The organism is Sphingobium sp. OAS761, from assembly GCF_024168485.1.
Lineage (GTDB): Bacteria > Pseudomonadota > Alphaproteobacteria > Sphingomonadales > Sphingomonadaceae > Sphingobium.
The window spans coordinates 110,510-123,643 of the sequence record NZ_JALJVY010000003.1 but is presented as its reverse complement, the minus strand read 5'-3'; the positions used below and the strand labels follow the sequence as shown (position 1 = coordinate 123,643).

Sequence of the window (13,134 nt, the reverse complement as noted above, 5' to 3'; positions counted from 1 at the left end):
GATGGTTCACGCATGGTCTCACCCTCTGCAGATCAGGATCAGTCTCGGGCTGCATAGCCCCTGGGCTGAACACTGCGCGGCCTGCCCCGCTATTCAGGGGCCTGACAATCAGATTTCGTTTCGCCGCCTCGCGCTAATGGTTATCAAAACGCATGGCTTTCGGCGTTTTCATCCACAGATCCGACTCGATCTATGACGATACACCAGCCGAGCGGTACCAGTTTCCGAGGCAGTATCTGGAGCGCGCGCAGGCATGTGTCGGCGACTGGACCATATATTACGAACCCCGGAAAGTGCCTGATACGAAAGGCTATTATGCTGTTGCCAAAGTAGAGCGTGTTGTCCCCGATCCATCAACGCCTGGCATGTACCTCGCGCTGATCGAACCAGGAAGCTACCTCGATTTCGCCACGCCGGTCCCATTTGCAAACGAGAGCGGACCGATCGAACGCGGCGTTCTCAACGATGCGGGGCGCGTTTCAGGACGTGCGCAGGCTGCGGTCCGCGGGTTGTCGTCAGGTGATTTCAGCCGGATCGTCGAGGCGGGCCTCGCCGACGATAGTCCGCTGCTGCCGCGAACCGGGACTGCGGATGCCGGCCCTGTTTTGCGCGAAGAGCGCGCACCCTTCGTGGTTGACGAGGCGCGGGCGCGAGTTGCTTCGCTCGTATCGCGGGTCGTTCGGGACCGCGTGTTCCGGCGGATCGTCTTGCGCGCCTATGATGAACGCTGCGTCGTCACGGGTTTGAAGCTCATCAACGGTGGCGGGCGGGCCGAGGTGGAGGCCGCACATATTCGCCCCGTCGAAGAAAACGGACCCGACATCGTCACTAACGGTCTTGCCCTGTCCGGAACGGCGCACTGGATGTTCGATCGAGGGCTGATCGGGCTCGATGACGAGCTCCAGATCCTGGTGTCGCGACAGGCAAACGACCAGGAGAGCATCCGCGGCGTGATCAATAGCAGCGGACACCTGTTGATGCCGATGCGAGAAGCCGATCGCCCGCACCAGCAATTCGTCAGATGGCATCGGGAGCACTGCTTCAAACATTGAAGCGGCGCTCCCGGTGCCATCGCGCGTCAGCTATCCCGCCCGCGCTTGTGAACGAGGTGGCAGCCATCTGCCTGCTGCTCGAACACCCAGCGTTGCCCGGTAAACCGCTCGATCACGTCGCGTGCGGTGAGGGAGTGCTGGCTGGGCTTCACCGTCGTGAAGCTGCCGCCGCCAGCGAGGGCGAAAGGCAGCAGCAACTGGTCGGCCAGATAAGGCCCCGCGAACGCGTTGCTTGCAAGATAGCCAGCCATCCGATGCGCCGAGGTCTTGGCGAGCGACTCCGCCGAGACGCCGAGTTTGCCGAAACCGCTCACCACCTCGGTCACCTGCTCGAACGCCGCCTCCAGCAGGAGGATCGTACCGGGCCCCTGCTCGGCCGGCAGTTCACGGACGGCGAACGCCTCTTCCGGCCAATCGGCCAGGAATTTCCGTGCCGTCTTGATCTCGCGATCGGCGATGTCGAATGGCAGGCCAGCAAACACCGCAGTCGCGGATCGCGAGAGCAGGGCGCCACGCTCGAGGCAATCGATCCGGGCAAGGGGCGCGGGGGTAATCTCCACCTCGATCCGACCACCACCGCGCGGGTAGAAACCGTGACGCACGAGCCGCACGGAAATGCGCGGCCCCATTCGCTCGATGATCGGCACGAAGCTCTTCGCGATGAAGTCGAACGGCGGCGCGAGCATGTTATGCGTCCCGCCCTCGAGTACCAGGCGCGACGGTGCGTCCGCAAGGACGAGCGGCATCAGCACGGTCTGGAACACAAGGCCGGTGCTGCCCGCCGTGCCGACCGCGAAATGATATTCGCCGGGCCGCACATGGCCGGGCTCGAAGGTGATCTCGGACGAACCGACCGTCAGGCCCTCGCAGTGGGCGCTGCCGAGCCGGCACGCCGCCTCGATCGCGGTCACGTGCTGGCGCATCAACCCCGGCTTCGAGCGCTTGCCGCGCACATTGGTAATACGGAACGGCTGGCCGGTGACGAGAGACAGCGCGCACGCATTGCGCACGACCTGCCCCCCACCTTCACCTTCCGAACCGTCGATCTCGATCATGATACTTCTCTTTTGGGTGGTGGTGCGCGCCACGAGCGCTAGCCCTTGACGCACACCACCTGCTTCAACGTGTGGACGATCTCGACCAGGTCCGACTGCGCGGCCATTACGGCCTCGATCGGCTTGTAGGCCTTCGGCGTCTCATCGATCACGCCTTCGTCCTTGCGGCATTCGACGCCGGCAGTGTCGGCAATATGCTCGTCGAGCGTCACCAGCTTCTTGGCGGCAGTCCGGCTCATCACCCGACCGGCACCATGCGAGCAACTATCGAACGATTCCGGGTTACCCAGCCCGCGCACGATGAACGACTTGGCGCCCATCGAACCCGGGATAATGCCCATCACACCCTTGGCGGCGCGCACGGCGCCCTTGCGGGTGACCAGGACATTCTGCCCGAAATGGTTCTCCCGCTGGACGTAGTTATGGTGGCAGTTCACCGCCTCCATTTCCGCGTCGAACGGCTTGGCAATCTGGCCCCGGAGCGCGGCGATGACATTTGTCATCATTATGCGCCGGTTGAGCGCCGCAAAGTCCTGCGCCCAGCCGACAGCTTCGACATAGTCGTCGAAATGATCGGTCCCTTCCGGGAAGTAGGCGAGGTCCTCGTCGGGCAGATTGATGTACCACTTGCGCATGTCCTGCTTGGCCAGTTCGATGAAGAACGTGCCGATCGCATTGCCCACACCGCGCGAGCCCGAGTGCAGCATCACCCACACCCGCTGTTCCTCATCGAGGCAGAGCTCGATGAAGTGGTTGCCGGTGCCGAGCGTGCCCAGGTGCACGAGGTTGTTCGTGTTCTTGAGCCGCGGATGCTTGTCGGTGAGCCGTTCGAAGCGCTGGACGAGGGTCGCCCACGCCTCGACGATCGCCGGCGGCGGGCTGCCCCACGAACCGTGATCGCGCTGACCGCGACCGACCGACCGACCATGCGGCACAGCCTGTTCGATCGCCGAGCGGATGGCTTCCAGGTTATCCGGGAGGTCGCTCGCAACAAGCGAGGTACGTGCCGCCATCATGCCGCAGCCGATGTCGACGCCCACCGCTGCCGGAATGACCGCGCCCTTGGTCGGGATCACCGAACCCACGGTCGCGCCGATGCCGACATGGACGTCTGGCATCGCGGCCACGTGCTTGAACACGAACGGCATCTGCGCCGCCCGCATGAGCTGAGCCCGCGCGCCGTCCTCGACCGACACGCCACGCGTCCACATCTTGATCGGCACGCCGCCCTCGACATGCTGGTAGTCGAACATTGCTTCGGTCATCGTGACCTCCTTGCTTCATCATGGTGCCGGCGACGAAACGTGGCGAGACATTTCCCTGAGCTATCCGGCGAACCGGAGGCGGAGTTGGACCGCCGACCTCCTGCCTTGCGGCAGGCGCTCTGACCTGTAGTCCCACCGGCATTCGCCGACGTTGAGTCTGGTGCTGGCGACGAGGGTAGGCGGGACATCCCGGATTGCTCCGGGGCGGATTCGAACCGCTCGGCCTTTCAGCCTTTCCCGATGTAGTCCCGCCGGCATTCGCCAGCTGTGAATTGGTCCATGGCGACCAGGTGTTTGACGAACGTTCCCGCTCTACCAACTGAGCTACGGGTCCATGGAAGACCCGGCGGGGCTCGAACCCGCGACCTGGCGATTAGAAGTCGATGTAGTCCGTCAGGCATCGCCTCGGTCTCGCCAGAGACGCACGTCGAGATGCGCCTGCTCGACTTCCGCGACCCGTGGGATTTCGAGGAAGTCTATGGGAAACTGCTGGACTTCGCCCGCGCGGAACCGCTCGATCCCGAGGCGGAGGACTATCTGGTCCACATCACGACCGGCACGCACGTCGCGCAGATCTGCCTCTTCCTGCTGACCGAGGCACGTTACCTGCCCGGGAGACTGCTTCAGACGCAGCCCGAGCGCGGCACGCTAAATCCCGCGGGCGTCTGGAACACGATCGACCTCGACCTCTCGCGCTACGACAGCATCGCGACCCGCTTCGCCGTCGCTAGCGCGGAAAGCACGTCGTTCCTGAAATCCGGCATCGACACGCGCAACGCCGCCTTCAATCGTATGATCGACGAGATCGAACAGGTTGCCTTGCGCTCAAAGGCTCCAATCCTGCTGATGGGGCCGACCGGTGCCGGAAAGAGCTTGCTCGCGCGCCGTATCTTCGAGCTGAAGAAGCTCAAGCATCAGATTGCAGGACCGTTCGTCGAGGTGAACTGCGCGACGCTGAAGGGCGACAGTGCGATGTCGGCACTATTCGGGCATCGCAAAGGGGCGTTCACTGGCGCGGTCGCCGATCGCCCGGGTCTGCTGCGCGCGGCCGACAAAGGGATGTTGTTCCTGGACGAGATCGGTGAACTCGGACTCGATGAGCAGGCGATGATCCTGCGGGCGATCGAGGACAAGCGCTTCCTGCCGGTCGGCGCCGATAAGGAAGTGTCGAGTGACTTCCAGCTGATCGCAGGCACCAACACCGATTTGGGCGAGGCTGTCGCGGCGGGTGCGTTTCGCGACGATCTTTATGCGCGTCTCAATCTTTGGACGTTCCGCTTGCCGGGCCTGGCCGACCGGCGCGAGGATATCGAACCCAATCTCGACTATGAACTCGACCGGTTTGCCGAGCGCGAAGGGGATCGGGCCAGTTTCAACAAGGAGGCCCGACAGCGCTACCTCGCGTTCGCGAACGGGTCCGAAGCGACATGGCCCGGCAATTTTCGCGACCTGGCTGCCAGCATCACACGCATGGCGACGCTGAGCCCCAAGGGCCGGATCGATCTCGATTGCGTGGAAGCGGAAATTGGGCGCCTCCGCCGACTCTGGTCGGGCCAGGTGGACAATGGTGCCGGCATCCTCACGGATGTGCTCGACGAGCAGGCGATTGTCGAGATGGACTTGTTCGATCGCGTTCAGCTTGCCGAGGCGCTTCGGGTCTGCCGCGCAAGCCGCTCGTTGTCAGAGGCGGGGCGAACCCTGTTTAATGCATCACGCGCCCGACGCAGCAGTTCCAACGATGCCGATCGTCTGCGAAAATATCTCGCGCGCTTTGGACTGGACTGGGGAGCGGTAAAGGTAGGCTGACGAGGCATCCATGCCTTGGCGCGTGATCGATAACCCGGCTACTTATCGATCAAAATATCCCATGATTTGATCTATAGAAGGCTTTCCGTCGTCAAAATGGGCGCCTCGGCTTCATGGCGGTAGGATCAAGTCGGCTGCGAAGGTTGATCAGCCAGTCTTTGCCGTCAGCCGTTTGCACGACGGCCCTACAAGATTCCACACCGCATCAATGATGGAATTCAGGCCAAGGCCTTCGAGTTCGATCGAAGCGGCATAAGCACGCCATTGAAGCTGCTTCGTTTCGTCCTCCATCATCTCGGCTGAAAGCCCGGGCGGCCGTTCGGTAGGGATAGGTGTTCCGCGCCGCTCGAAAGTCGCGCGGATGGCCACATCCAGATCCTCGGAGGCGATCTCCAGATTCCTGGGGATGGCCCATAGGTCATAATAGTCCTTCATCCGGCCATTGAGCACACCGAGCGCAACCATCGCCTGGAACTTCTCGGCAATGACCGTCGCCGGCGGGTAGGATCTAATGTGCGGGACAGGGAGATCGAGCAGCGTCGGGTAGTCGAGTTGTTGAGCGGCATCCGCCAGCGCATCGCCGAAGCCGATGTCGATCGTCACGGGTATTCGCGTGCGCTCGAGATAGGCCGCCGTCTTGAGTCTGACGCCGCCGTATTCCATTTCCTCGCGGATCGCTCTGGCAACCAACGCATCGGCGTCGAACACAAGGCCGTCGTCTCCTTCAATTTGCATGATTGCCCGGAAGTCGGCGACCAGCTTGTCGGGATTGGCGTCGCCATAGCCCAGGAAGTCAGCATCTCGCGTGACTCGATTGTCGTCGTCGATCCACGCCGTGACCAGCATTCCGCCCTTGAGCACGAATCGCTCGCGATATTCCGAGACCGACAGCCGATAGAGGAGGCGCTCGAGCGCGAAGCGGACCAGCAGAACGTCGAAAGCGCGGCCTTCTCTTCGCGAAATATTGAGCAGGCGATCCTTGACCGACTTGGCGAGGTTGGCGGGCGATCTAGCCATTGGCGGTGAGGGCCTCGAGATAAGGGCGCATAGTCTTCCATGCACCGCCAGCCTTGGCTCCTTCGGCGATTGCGCTCGGCGTCGCCTTGCGTTGCTCGATTGCTGCACGCAGGCCCTCGACTGCGACCGAGCGATCGACCAGCTTGGGATTGCGGAACGCATCGGCGAGGGTTTTGGGGATCGAATAGATAGGTACGTTTACGCCGGCGATCGTATGATGCTCGACGCCCTGGCGAAGATAGGGGTCGGTGAAGCGCACGATCCGCAGTGGCGGATAGGATTGCACTGGCGACCAATCGCTCGCGCCGATCGCCATCCATATCCGTCTCGGCATTTGATCAGTCAGGCCGTGAAAGGCCAGCGCCGAGGTCAGGGCAATGACGCCCTTGGGGACCCGGATCGCAGCTTCAGCCAGTATTTGGTGCTCTTCAATCTCTGAGCCGCGCCGTTGATACAGGCCACGCGAGATGCGCTCGAGTTCACCTTCCTCGACGGCCCGCGCTATCGTTTGCGGGCCGATGCCGGCGGCACGCAGCTCTCCCGCGCGCCTCATTGTATGGGCGGTAAATAGACTGCGAAGCTTTGTCCGTTGCGAGATGGGCCTCGAGGCCATGTGACGAATCCTCTGATGGATCGCATCTTTATCAGAGGTTTCGTCACATGTCATCCGGTTGCAGCGAGGGCATCGCGACGCACTGCCCGCTCAGCTTTGAACCTCCTAAACCGGCGCAATCAGGACTCGAACCATCGCGTCCGATGACGTCCAGCCTTTTCCACGAATCCAGATCGTGCTATTAATGCTCTCGGCGAGTTCGTAAGTCTATGATTTGACTTCGAAATCAATCGCTTAGGTCGCCCGGCCGAAAGCTCTTCTGGCACCATTTTCTGAAATCCGCGCAAAAGCTGGGTTTCGACAGACCCCATAAATGACTGCTTAAGAATCGGTGGTGTTGATCAGCACCTTCGGAATCGTCTGCAGGACCTACACATATTCAATCAATAGCGCGGGAAGTGCTGCTTACCGGCTTGACTTGTTGGATAATGTTTATGAAATGTTCTCACCTCATTTCAGAGGTGACGGGGCATGATCGAAGTATCAGAAGAGGAATGGCGTCGCGCCTTTCCGATATGGTTGCGTACAGGAAGGCTGCCTTCCCGTTCAAAGGGCGATGGGATCGAGTGCAAATTCAATCCCTGGCATGATCCAGAAGATGGGCGTTTCACATTCGCCGGGACAGGACGATACCACGGTGGAGGCGGGAGCTTTGGCGGTGGCGGGGCAACAGGCACGTGGAAAAGATCCCGGTCGAAACCCATTTCCGCCACTCAAAAAAAAAGAGCCACAGCGGCGACCGCCCCTGCCAGTCAGTCGAGTGGTAGTAGTTCCGCGCGACCTGCCGTAGCCTCGGAGCCGCCGTTTCGTGCGGTCATCCGCAACGGTTATACATACTAGATCGATTCGCGAGAGAGAACGCGGCGCGTTTCTGGCGCGCTGACGGTTGCAAATGTGCCTATCCGCTCTCGAGTCTCGCAACGGCAAGCGGGGGGAATCGAACGCCGGGCAAGTGACGATGGCGGTCACTACATCGCGTCGCGCTTTAATGGCCCGACTGAGTCATTCAACCATTTTGCGCAGGATGCAAACTTCAATCGGGGCGGCTATCGAGTACTTGAGGATGAGTGGGCGAGAGACAAGCGTGCCGGGAGGGCTGTCACGGTCAAAATCGTCCCACGGTTTGACGGAGCCTCTGCTCGACCAACGGTGATCGACGTGTGGTGGACAGTCGATGGAAACGCCAAAAGTGTGAAATTTCCTAACGAGCGATCGGAGAGAAATGGTGGCAACTGATGATCCCGAGGAATTGCTGAACGAGATCGGAAGATTACTGGCGGAGGATCGCGAATATCCGTCCGAGCCCACACTGCTATATGCTCAGCTCGATCACAATATGATTGGCGAATCAATCTTCAAGGAACTCGGCAATCAGGTTCTTTATCGGTGGCCGGTCAACGAGAGATTGCCCTACGCGCTTCTCGATCTATGGGAATTGCAGGAGGGCAAGAATCGGTGGATGGAACTGGAGTATCTGGTCCGCGACGGCAGGTTTGAAGTCGCGTACATCTATCCTGACGCAATCGATCCGAACGAGGATGTGGTGGAGCGTCGCGCGCGTTCAGTTCGGCAGCACTTTGGCGAGAAGCCAATCATATACCCACCCTGGCCTTCCGAAGACGATGTTGCGGAATATGGCGTATAGGTCACAATCTTGATTGGCCCTTCAGCGCCTGACGCAAATTATCCAATGATCTAAGTGCCCATCTTCGTTGCCTGTGGGGCACCATTTGTTCTCATGGCATTGAAAATGCTGGGGGATCGTCGAAGAGACGGTCCCCAGAGAGCGCCTGCCCCACACAACTGCTACACAATCGGCCTGTCGGGCTATGTGTCCGGGGCACTCAATTCTACTGCCGCCGCCGCGTTCCGCATGATGCTCGCGCCCTGATCGGTCGCACCGAAATTTGGCGGTCGCTTTGGACGGACAGCCTCAAATCGCCTCAAGCCGGTTGCCGAGCGCAATGGCTCGGGTCGAGGCGGAGATCGAACATCATCGATGGGTGGCGGGACTGGGACTTTCCAGTCGTTCGCATGCGATATGTCGAACGCGAGCTCTTGCAAGAAGCTGACGTCCAACGTTCGCCGGCCGCCTTTTCGATGACAAGCAAATGATCAGACGGTGAAATCGATCTCGATGGCTTCGATCAGCGGCACCAGCCAGCTCAGTAGCGCCTGATGTTCCGGCGCGTCATTATAGGCTTCGAACGCTGCCTGATCAGTGAACTTCATAACGCCGCCCAGTGCATAGCCGCCGCCGCGCGGGGATTGATTCATCCCCAATGCGGTTTCGATCAGCCCGGCGATCTGCCCCTGGAAAGCCTGAATGTCGGCCAGGGCGCGATCCTTCTGCGCCTGCGACGCTTCAGGCTTCCAACGAAAGGCGAACATATGAATGAACATGAAGGTCAGTTCCTCCTTTCAGGCAGAGCGAAGACGACGAACTTCGGATAGGTTAAGACGTGGGAGAGGCGAGTTGAGGCAAGATCCATAGCCCGGCCTGCTGCAGGATCGGTAGCTCTCGCGACGTCTGCGGCACGTGGTTCCCCGCAGGCCAGGGCCCATGGATGTGATGGCATGGTCCTCACGCGCCGCAGTGCCCTGAACATCTCGGCAGGAGCGCCGCAAGCGCTCATGCTCGTTGGGCCCGCGCTATGGCACCTAGATGATAGGCGCTCGGTTTAGGGGTTCGCTTGAAGGTCGCTCGATCGACGGCGACCAGGCCGTAGGTGGGCCCATAGCCGGACATCCATTCGAAATTGTCGAGCAGCGACCAGTGGAGATAACCGAGGACGGGCACGCCGTCCCCGATGGCGCTCTGCAATCCGGCCAACGCGCCGTCGATATAGCGGATGCGCTGCCCGTCGTCCTTCGTGTTGATGCCGTTCTCGGTCACGCAGACTGGCTTGCCGGTCTTCTCATGCGCGTAGCGCACCATGTTTCCCAGTCCCGCCGGATAGAATTCGTCGCCGCCTCCGTTCCTCTCGAATTCCGGGGGCGCCGGTACCGGTCCTTTGGCATCGATAAGCGTACGACCGTAGTTCTGCACGCCCGTGAAATCGCCAGCCCTCCGGATCGCCTCCAGCCAGGGTCCATAGACGTCGCTGAGCGCTTCCTCGACCCGACTGTTCGGGCCCTTCCCCTGGAAATCGACCATGGAAAGGGTGACCCCGACAGGAAGGTCACTCCGTTCGGCCTTGATCGCGCCGTAAGCGGCCTCATGCGCTGCTATCAAATTCGGGCGCACCTCGCGCGAACCGCCCCCCATCGATGTGACGAAACGATCGGAACCGGTGGCCTTCGCCGCAGCCGCAGTCATTTGCTCGGCGATCGGCTTGATCTGGCCCATCATCGCATCCATGCCCGGCATCCAGTCGACGACCTGGAGCCCGTTGGGCTCGTTGAGCGTCATCGCGATTTCCATTCCGGCGGCAAGATGCTTCGCCGCCCGAGCGCAGAAGCGCGCGAACAGCTGGGGCGATTCGGCGTTGCTCCAGCCTCCGGCGGCCGCGAACCAGCGCGGGCAGGACCAATGGTTGAAGGTGACGGCGGGCTTTACGCCGTTCCGGCGGCAAGCGTCGATCACGCGTTTATAATGGTCGAGCTCAGCGATCGAGAACGCGCCGGCCTCCGGCTCGATCCGGGCCCACTCCAGCGAGAAGCGATACGTATCAAGTCCGAACGATTTCAGGAGCGCGATGTCCTCATCGTAGCGATGATAGGAATCGCAGGCGTCCCCTGAACGCTCGGAGAATATCGTCGGCTTCACGTTCTCGAGCACCCACAGATCAGCCCCGACCGCATTACCCTCGATCTGATAGCCGGATGTCGCAGCACCCCACATGAAGCCCGCCGGATACGTCGCTTTGCGATTGCCGCTCGCCGGCGCAGCCGCAGTCACGCCTTCGGCCAGCCCGGACGCCGCGACAGCGGCTGCCGCGGTCAACAGGGATCGTCGGGTTATTATGTTATAGCGCTCCATTGTCGGTCTCCTTCAAATCATTCTTATGCGCAAACCCAGACACGCCACCGTAAGCGGTTGGCCTGATGGCAACGACGGTTACTTTCCCGCGCGCGCCATCGCGCCGCGCAACGGCGGCGTCTCATTCCACAACTGCGAGTTCGTATTCCCCGAGACGAGGCAGGGTGAACTCCACTATGTCCCCGGAGCGCGTGCCGCGAAGCACCGCTCCGCTGGTCGCCAGCTTCACGGACGTTCCCCGTCCCGGCGCTTTGACCCTCACCTTCAGGGGCCCCACGGGATAGCCGCGCTCGGCGATCTGTTCGCCATTGTCGATGCCGGACCCGTTCAGCAGGTGAACCAGGGACGCGCCGTTCTTCCGGTACAAGTAGGCGCCCACATAGCCCGGCCCGTCGAGTTCGACCGGCAAAGGTCCCTCGCCAGCGCACCAACGCAACAGATTGCCGATCAGCAGCGCCTGGTCCGGATGCGGATCATCCAGATATCTGTGGTCCAGGTCATTTGGCATGAAGGCTACACGCCCGCGGCCGAAGGTCCCGACGATGAGGCAGGGACGCTCGCTGTCGCCAGTCGGGGTGCCATCGCTCTTGGCCATGGCGAAAGTGGCCAGGACCTGCCGGTCCGGCGCCACCCGCAGCGCAATGGCGCTGCCGCCGTACGGAATGACCTGGGTCTCATCGAGGCCAGCCAGAGCCGGATGGCGCATGGTGCCGCCGTTGCCCGGTGGAAGAGCGAAATAGCTGTCCTCCATGGCCTCGGCGAAGAAAGTGCGCTTTGGCGCGGCCGCCGCAATGTTGACGCCGAGGACATCGGCCAGTCCGAAGTCGGGACGCGGTTCCCCGTCGCCGTCGTAGAGGCTGGTCATGCCGGTGACGAGGATCGAGCCGCCCGCGCGGACGTACTCGCGGACCGCGGCGCACTCGGTGTCCGTCATCCCGCCGATGTTCGGGAACACCAGGACGGGCAGATCCTTGGCGTGTCGCGCCAGGTCGGCGATGTGCAGCGGATAGTAAGGGATCCGGCTCTCGAACAGCGCCTTGACCATCCCGCGATAGGGCACCTGCGTCACCCGGCTGATATATCCCGGTTGATAGAGGACCGGCGCGTCATGGCCGAAGAAGACCGCGTTGTCGTCCGAGCGCACGACCCCCGCCGTCGCTACGGGCACTGCGCGGGTAAGTAACGCCTCATGACGGCGCTGCCAGGCGAAGGTTGGCGCGGCGATCTCGAACGAGCGACGGTCCTCCGAATAGGCGGTCGGATGGTGCCACCACAAGTTGAAGCCGCCGGCGAACCCGGCCTGCATGTACATGCGCGTTTCGAACGCCGGATCGGCGGTAAGCCGGAAGTAGCCATGGCTATGGTGAGTCATCGACGAAGCGACCGCCACCGGCTTGTCCCAGCCGAGGATGGAGCGCATGTATCGGCCCTCGTCCGCGTGCTCATGAAAGCTGGCCGCGTCGTTGCGCGACTGGCAGTCCATCATCAGCAGATCGGCGCGGGTCGCGATCTCACGATTGAGGGTCGAGAACTTTCGAACGAGGCCGAGATAGGCGCAGCCCGGCCCACCAAGCTTTTTGGTGAATGCATTGGTCGCTTCCCAGTTCTCCATCGTGACGGCGGTGTTCCAGCGACGCCAGCGGCGATAGATCGGATCATCCAGGCTGAGGCCGGTCGGCATCGCGCCGCCGACCTCGCGCGCCCAGCGTGTCTTGCAGAAGTCGCAATAGCAGAGCGGGCCGCCCGAGACCCCGGCGTTGTCGGTGAAGGCGTCGACCCCGTAACGCTCGATTACTTCCTGATACACCGCGTAGACATGGGTCTCCCGGAAAGGGCTGTTGATGCACATGGTCTGGCCGGGTCGGCCCTTGGCATCGCGCGTCAGCCACTGCGGATAGGCGGCGCGGATCTTCGGGTTGAGGACGCCGGAATCCATTCGCGAAACCACGTAGAGACCGTCGGCTCGCGCCGCCTTGGTCAATTCTCCCAGCAGGTCGCGATCGGGCGCGAACTCGCTGGTCTCAAGCAGCGGATTGCGGCTCGGGAATGTCGCGAAGCCCGCAACGCCGTTGGGGAGAATTGCCTGGATTCCGGTGCGTTGCCACTGGCGGCGCCAGAAGTCGACGTCGTAATTGCGGACGTCCATCGCGCTCGTGTTGGTCTGCCCCCACCGGGTGACCTTGTTGAACCAGAGCTCCTTGCCCGCCTGCGTGTGCGCCCGGGCCGTCGTCGCGCTCAGAGCGACCGCGCCCGTGGTGGCGATGAATTCTCGGCGAGACAATGTCATGTGCGGCGCTCCAGCATAACAGCGGCAGGAAGGAGGACGGGCTCGCGCTCGACGGTC

12 protein-coding genes are annotated in these 13,134 nt (G+C 61.9%); 5 read left to right on the top strand and 7 right to left on the bottom strand.

What is annotated here, in order from left to right; translation table 11 throughout:
• Window positions 1-152 precede the first annotated feature (152 nt).
• A complete protein-coding gene (locus J3E64_RS05005) occupies window positions 153-1,052 on the top strand; it encodes an HNH endonuclease (protein ID WP_253340498.1) in 900 nt (299 codons plus the stop codon).
• 26 nt (window positions 1,053-1,078) lie between these two features.
• Here J3E64_RS05005 and rtcA read toward each other — a convergent pair whose 3' ends face one another.
• Both rtcA and J3E64_RS04995 read right to left on the bottom strand, forming a co-directional pair.
• Window positions 1,079-2,107, bottom strand: coding sequence for an RNA 3'-terminal phosphate cyclase (gene rtcA, locus J3E64_RS05000; protein ID WP_253340496.1), 1,029 nt, complete (start codon window positions 2,105-2,107; stop codon window positions 1,079-1,081).
• 38 nt (window positions 2,108-2,145) lie between these two features.
• On the bottom strand, window positions 2,146-3,372 hold the full coding sequence (locus J3E64_RS04995; protein ID WP_253340488.1) for an RtcB family protein: 1,227 nt from the start codon (window positions 3,370-3,372) through the stop codon (window positions 2,146-2,148).
• Between the two features lie 279 nt (window positions 3,373-3,651).
• Between J3E64_RS04995 and rtcR the strand changes: the two genes are divergently transcribed.
• The gene (gene rtcR, locus J3E64_RS04990; protein ID WP_301287132.1) at window positions 3,652-5,178 is read left to right on the top strand and encodes an RNA repair transcriptional activator RtcR; all 1,527 of its coding nucleotides are present in this window, start codon (window positions 3,652-3,654) and stop codon (window positions 5,176-5,178) included.
• A gap of 147 nt (window positions 5,179-5,325) precedes the next feature.
• On the opposite strand, the gene J3E64_RS04985 is transcribed toward rtcR, so the two are convergent.
• The gene (locus tag J3E64_RS04985; RefSeq protein WP_253340486.1) at window positions 5,326-6,195 is read right to left on the bottom strand and encodes a nucleotidyl transferase AbiEii/AbiGii toxin family protein; all 870 of its coding nucleotides are present in this window, start codon (window positions 6,193-6,195) and stop codon (window positions 5,326-5,328) included.
• Complete coding sequence (locus tag J3E64_RS04980; protein WP_253340484.1) at window positions 6,188-6,808, bottom strand: AbiEi antitoxin N-terminal domain-containing protein; 621 nt, start codon at window positions 6,806-6,808, stop codon at window positions 6,188-6,190. The genes J3E64_RS04985 and J3E64_RS04980 overlap by 8 nt, the downstream gene beginning before the upstream one ends.
• An 840-nt stretch (window positions 6,809-7,648) precedes the next feature.
• On the opposite strand from J3E64_RS04980, the gene J3E64_RS04975 reads away from it, so the two are divergent.
• From J3E64_RS04975 to J3E64_RS20775, 3 genes are all read left to right on the top strand, one after another.
• A complete protein-coding gene (locus J3E64_RS04975; RefSeq protein WP_367398603.1) occupies window positions 7,649-8,044 on the top strand; it encodes a DNA/RNA non-specific endonuclease in 396 nt (131 codons plus the stop codon).
• Entirely contained in the window at window positions 8,031-8,453 is a 423-nt protein-coding gene (locus J3E64_RS04970; protein ID WP_253340480.1) for a hypothetical protein, read from the top strand. The genes J3E64_RS04975 and J3E64_RS04970 overlap by 14 nt, the downstream gene beginning before the upstream one ends.
• Window positions 8,454-8,524: 71 nt before the next feature.
• Window positions 8,525-8,923 (top strand): DUF6538 domain-containing protein, encoded by a 399-nt coding sequence (locus J3E64_RS20775; RefSeq protein WP_367398602.1) that lies wholly within the window; start codon window positions 8,525-8,527, stop codon window positions 8,921-8,923.
• Here J3E64_RS20775 and J3E64_RS04965 read toward each other — a convergent pair whose 3' ends face one another.
• The 3 genes from J3E64_RS04965 to J3E64_RS04955 all read right to left on the bottom strand — a co-directional run bounded on the left by J3E64_RS04965 (window position 8,924) and on the right by J3E64_RS04955 (window position 13,077).
• Entirely contained in the window at window positions 8,924-9,211 is a 288-nt protein-coding gene (locus J3E64_RS04965; protein ID WP_253340478.1) for a Dabb family protein, read from the bottom strand. It lies immediately after the preceding gene.
• Between the two features lie 229 nt (window positions 9,212-9,440).
• Window positions 9,441-10,790 (bottom strand): glycoside hydrolase family 1 protein, encoded by a 1,350-nt coding sequence (locus J3E64_RS04960; protein WP_253340476.1) that lies wholly within the window; start codon window positions 10,788-10,790, stop codon window positions 9,441-9,443.
• 121 nt (window positions 10,791-10,911) lie between these two features.
• Window positions 10,912-13,077 carry a hypothetical protein gene (locus tag J3E64_RS04955; protein WP_253340474.1) on the bottom strand — a complete coding sequence of 722 codons (2,166 nt, stop codon included), beginning with the start codon at window positions 13,075-13,077 and terminating at the stop codon, window positions 10,912-10,914.
• Window positions 13,078-13,134: the final 57 nt, after the last annotated feature.

Excerpts from the sequence above, each read along its gene's own strand:
- J3E64_RS05005 (WP_253340498.1), top strand. The coding sequence starts at position 153 with ATGGCTTTCGGCGTTTTCATCCACAGATCCGACTCGATCTATGACGAT.
- rtcA (WP_253340496.1), bottom strand. The coding sequence starts at position 2,107 with ATGATCGAGATCGACGGTTCGGAAGGTGAAGGTGGGGGGCAGGTCGTG.
- J3E64_RS04995 (WP_253340488.1), bottom strand. The coding sequence starts at position 3,372 with ATGACCGAAGCAATGTTCGACTACCAGCATGTCGAGGGCGGCGTGCCG.
- rtcR (WP_301287132.1), top strand. The coding sequence starts at position 3,652 with ATGGCGACCAGGTGTTTGACGAACGTTCCCGCTCTACCAACTGAGCTA.
- J3E64_RS04985 (WP_253340486.1), bottom strand. The coding sequence starts at position 6,195 with ATGGCTAGATCGCCCGCCAACCTCGCCAAGTCGGTCAAGGATCGCCTG.
- J3E64_RS04980 (WP_253340484.1), bottom strand. The coding sequence starts at position 6,808 with ATGGCCTCGAGGCCCATCTCGCAACGGACAAAGCTTCGCAGTCTATTT.
- J3E64_RS04970 (WP_253340480.1), top strand. The coding sequence starts at position 8,031 with ATGGTGGCAACTGATGATCCCGAGGAATTGCTGAACGAGATCGGAAGA.
- J3E64_RS04965 (WP_253340478.1), bottom strand. The coding sequence starts at position 9,211 with ATGTTCATTCATATGTTCGCCTTTCGTTGGAAGCCTGAAGCGTCGCAG.
- J3E64_RS04960 (WP_253340476.1), bottom strand. The coding sequence starts at position 10,790 with ATGGAGCGCTATAACATAATAACCCGACGATCCCTGTTGACCGCGGCA.
- J3E64_RS04955 (WP_253340474.1), bottom strand. The coding sequence starts at position 13,077 with ATGACATTGTCTCGCCGAGAATTCATCGCCACCACGGGCGCGGTCGCT.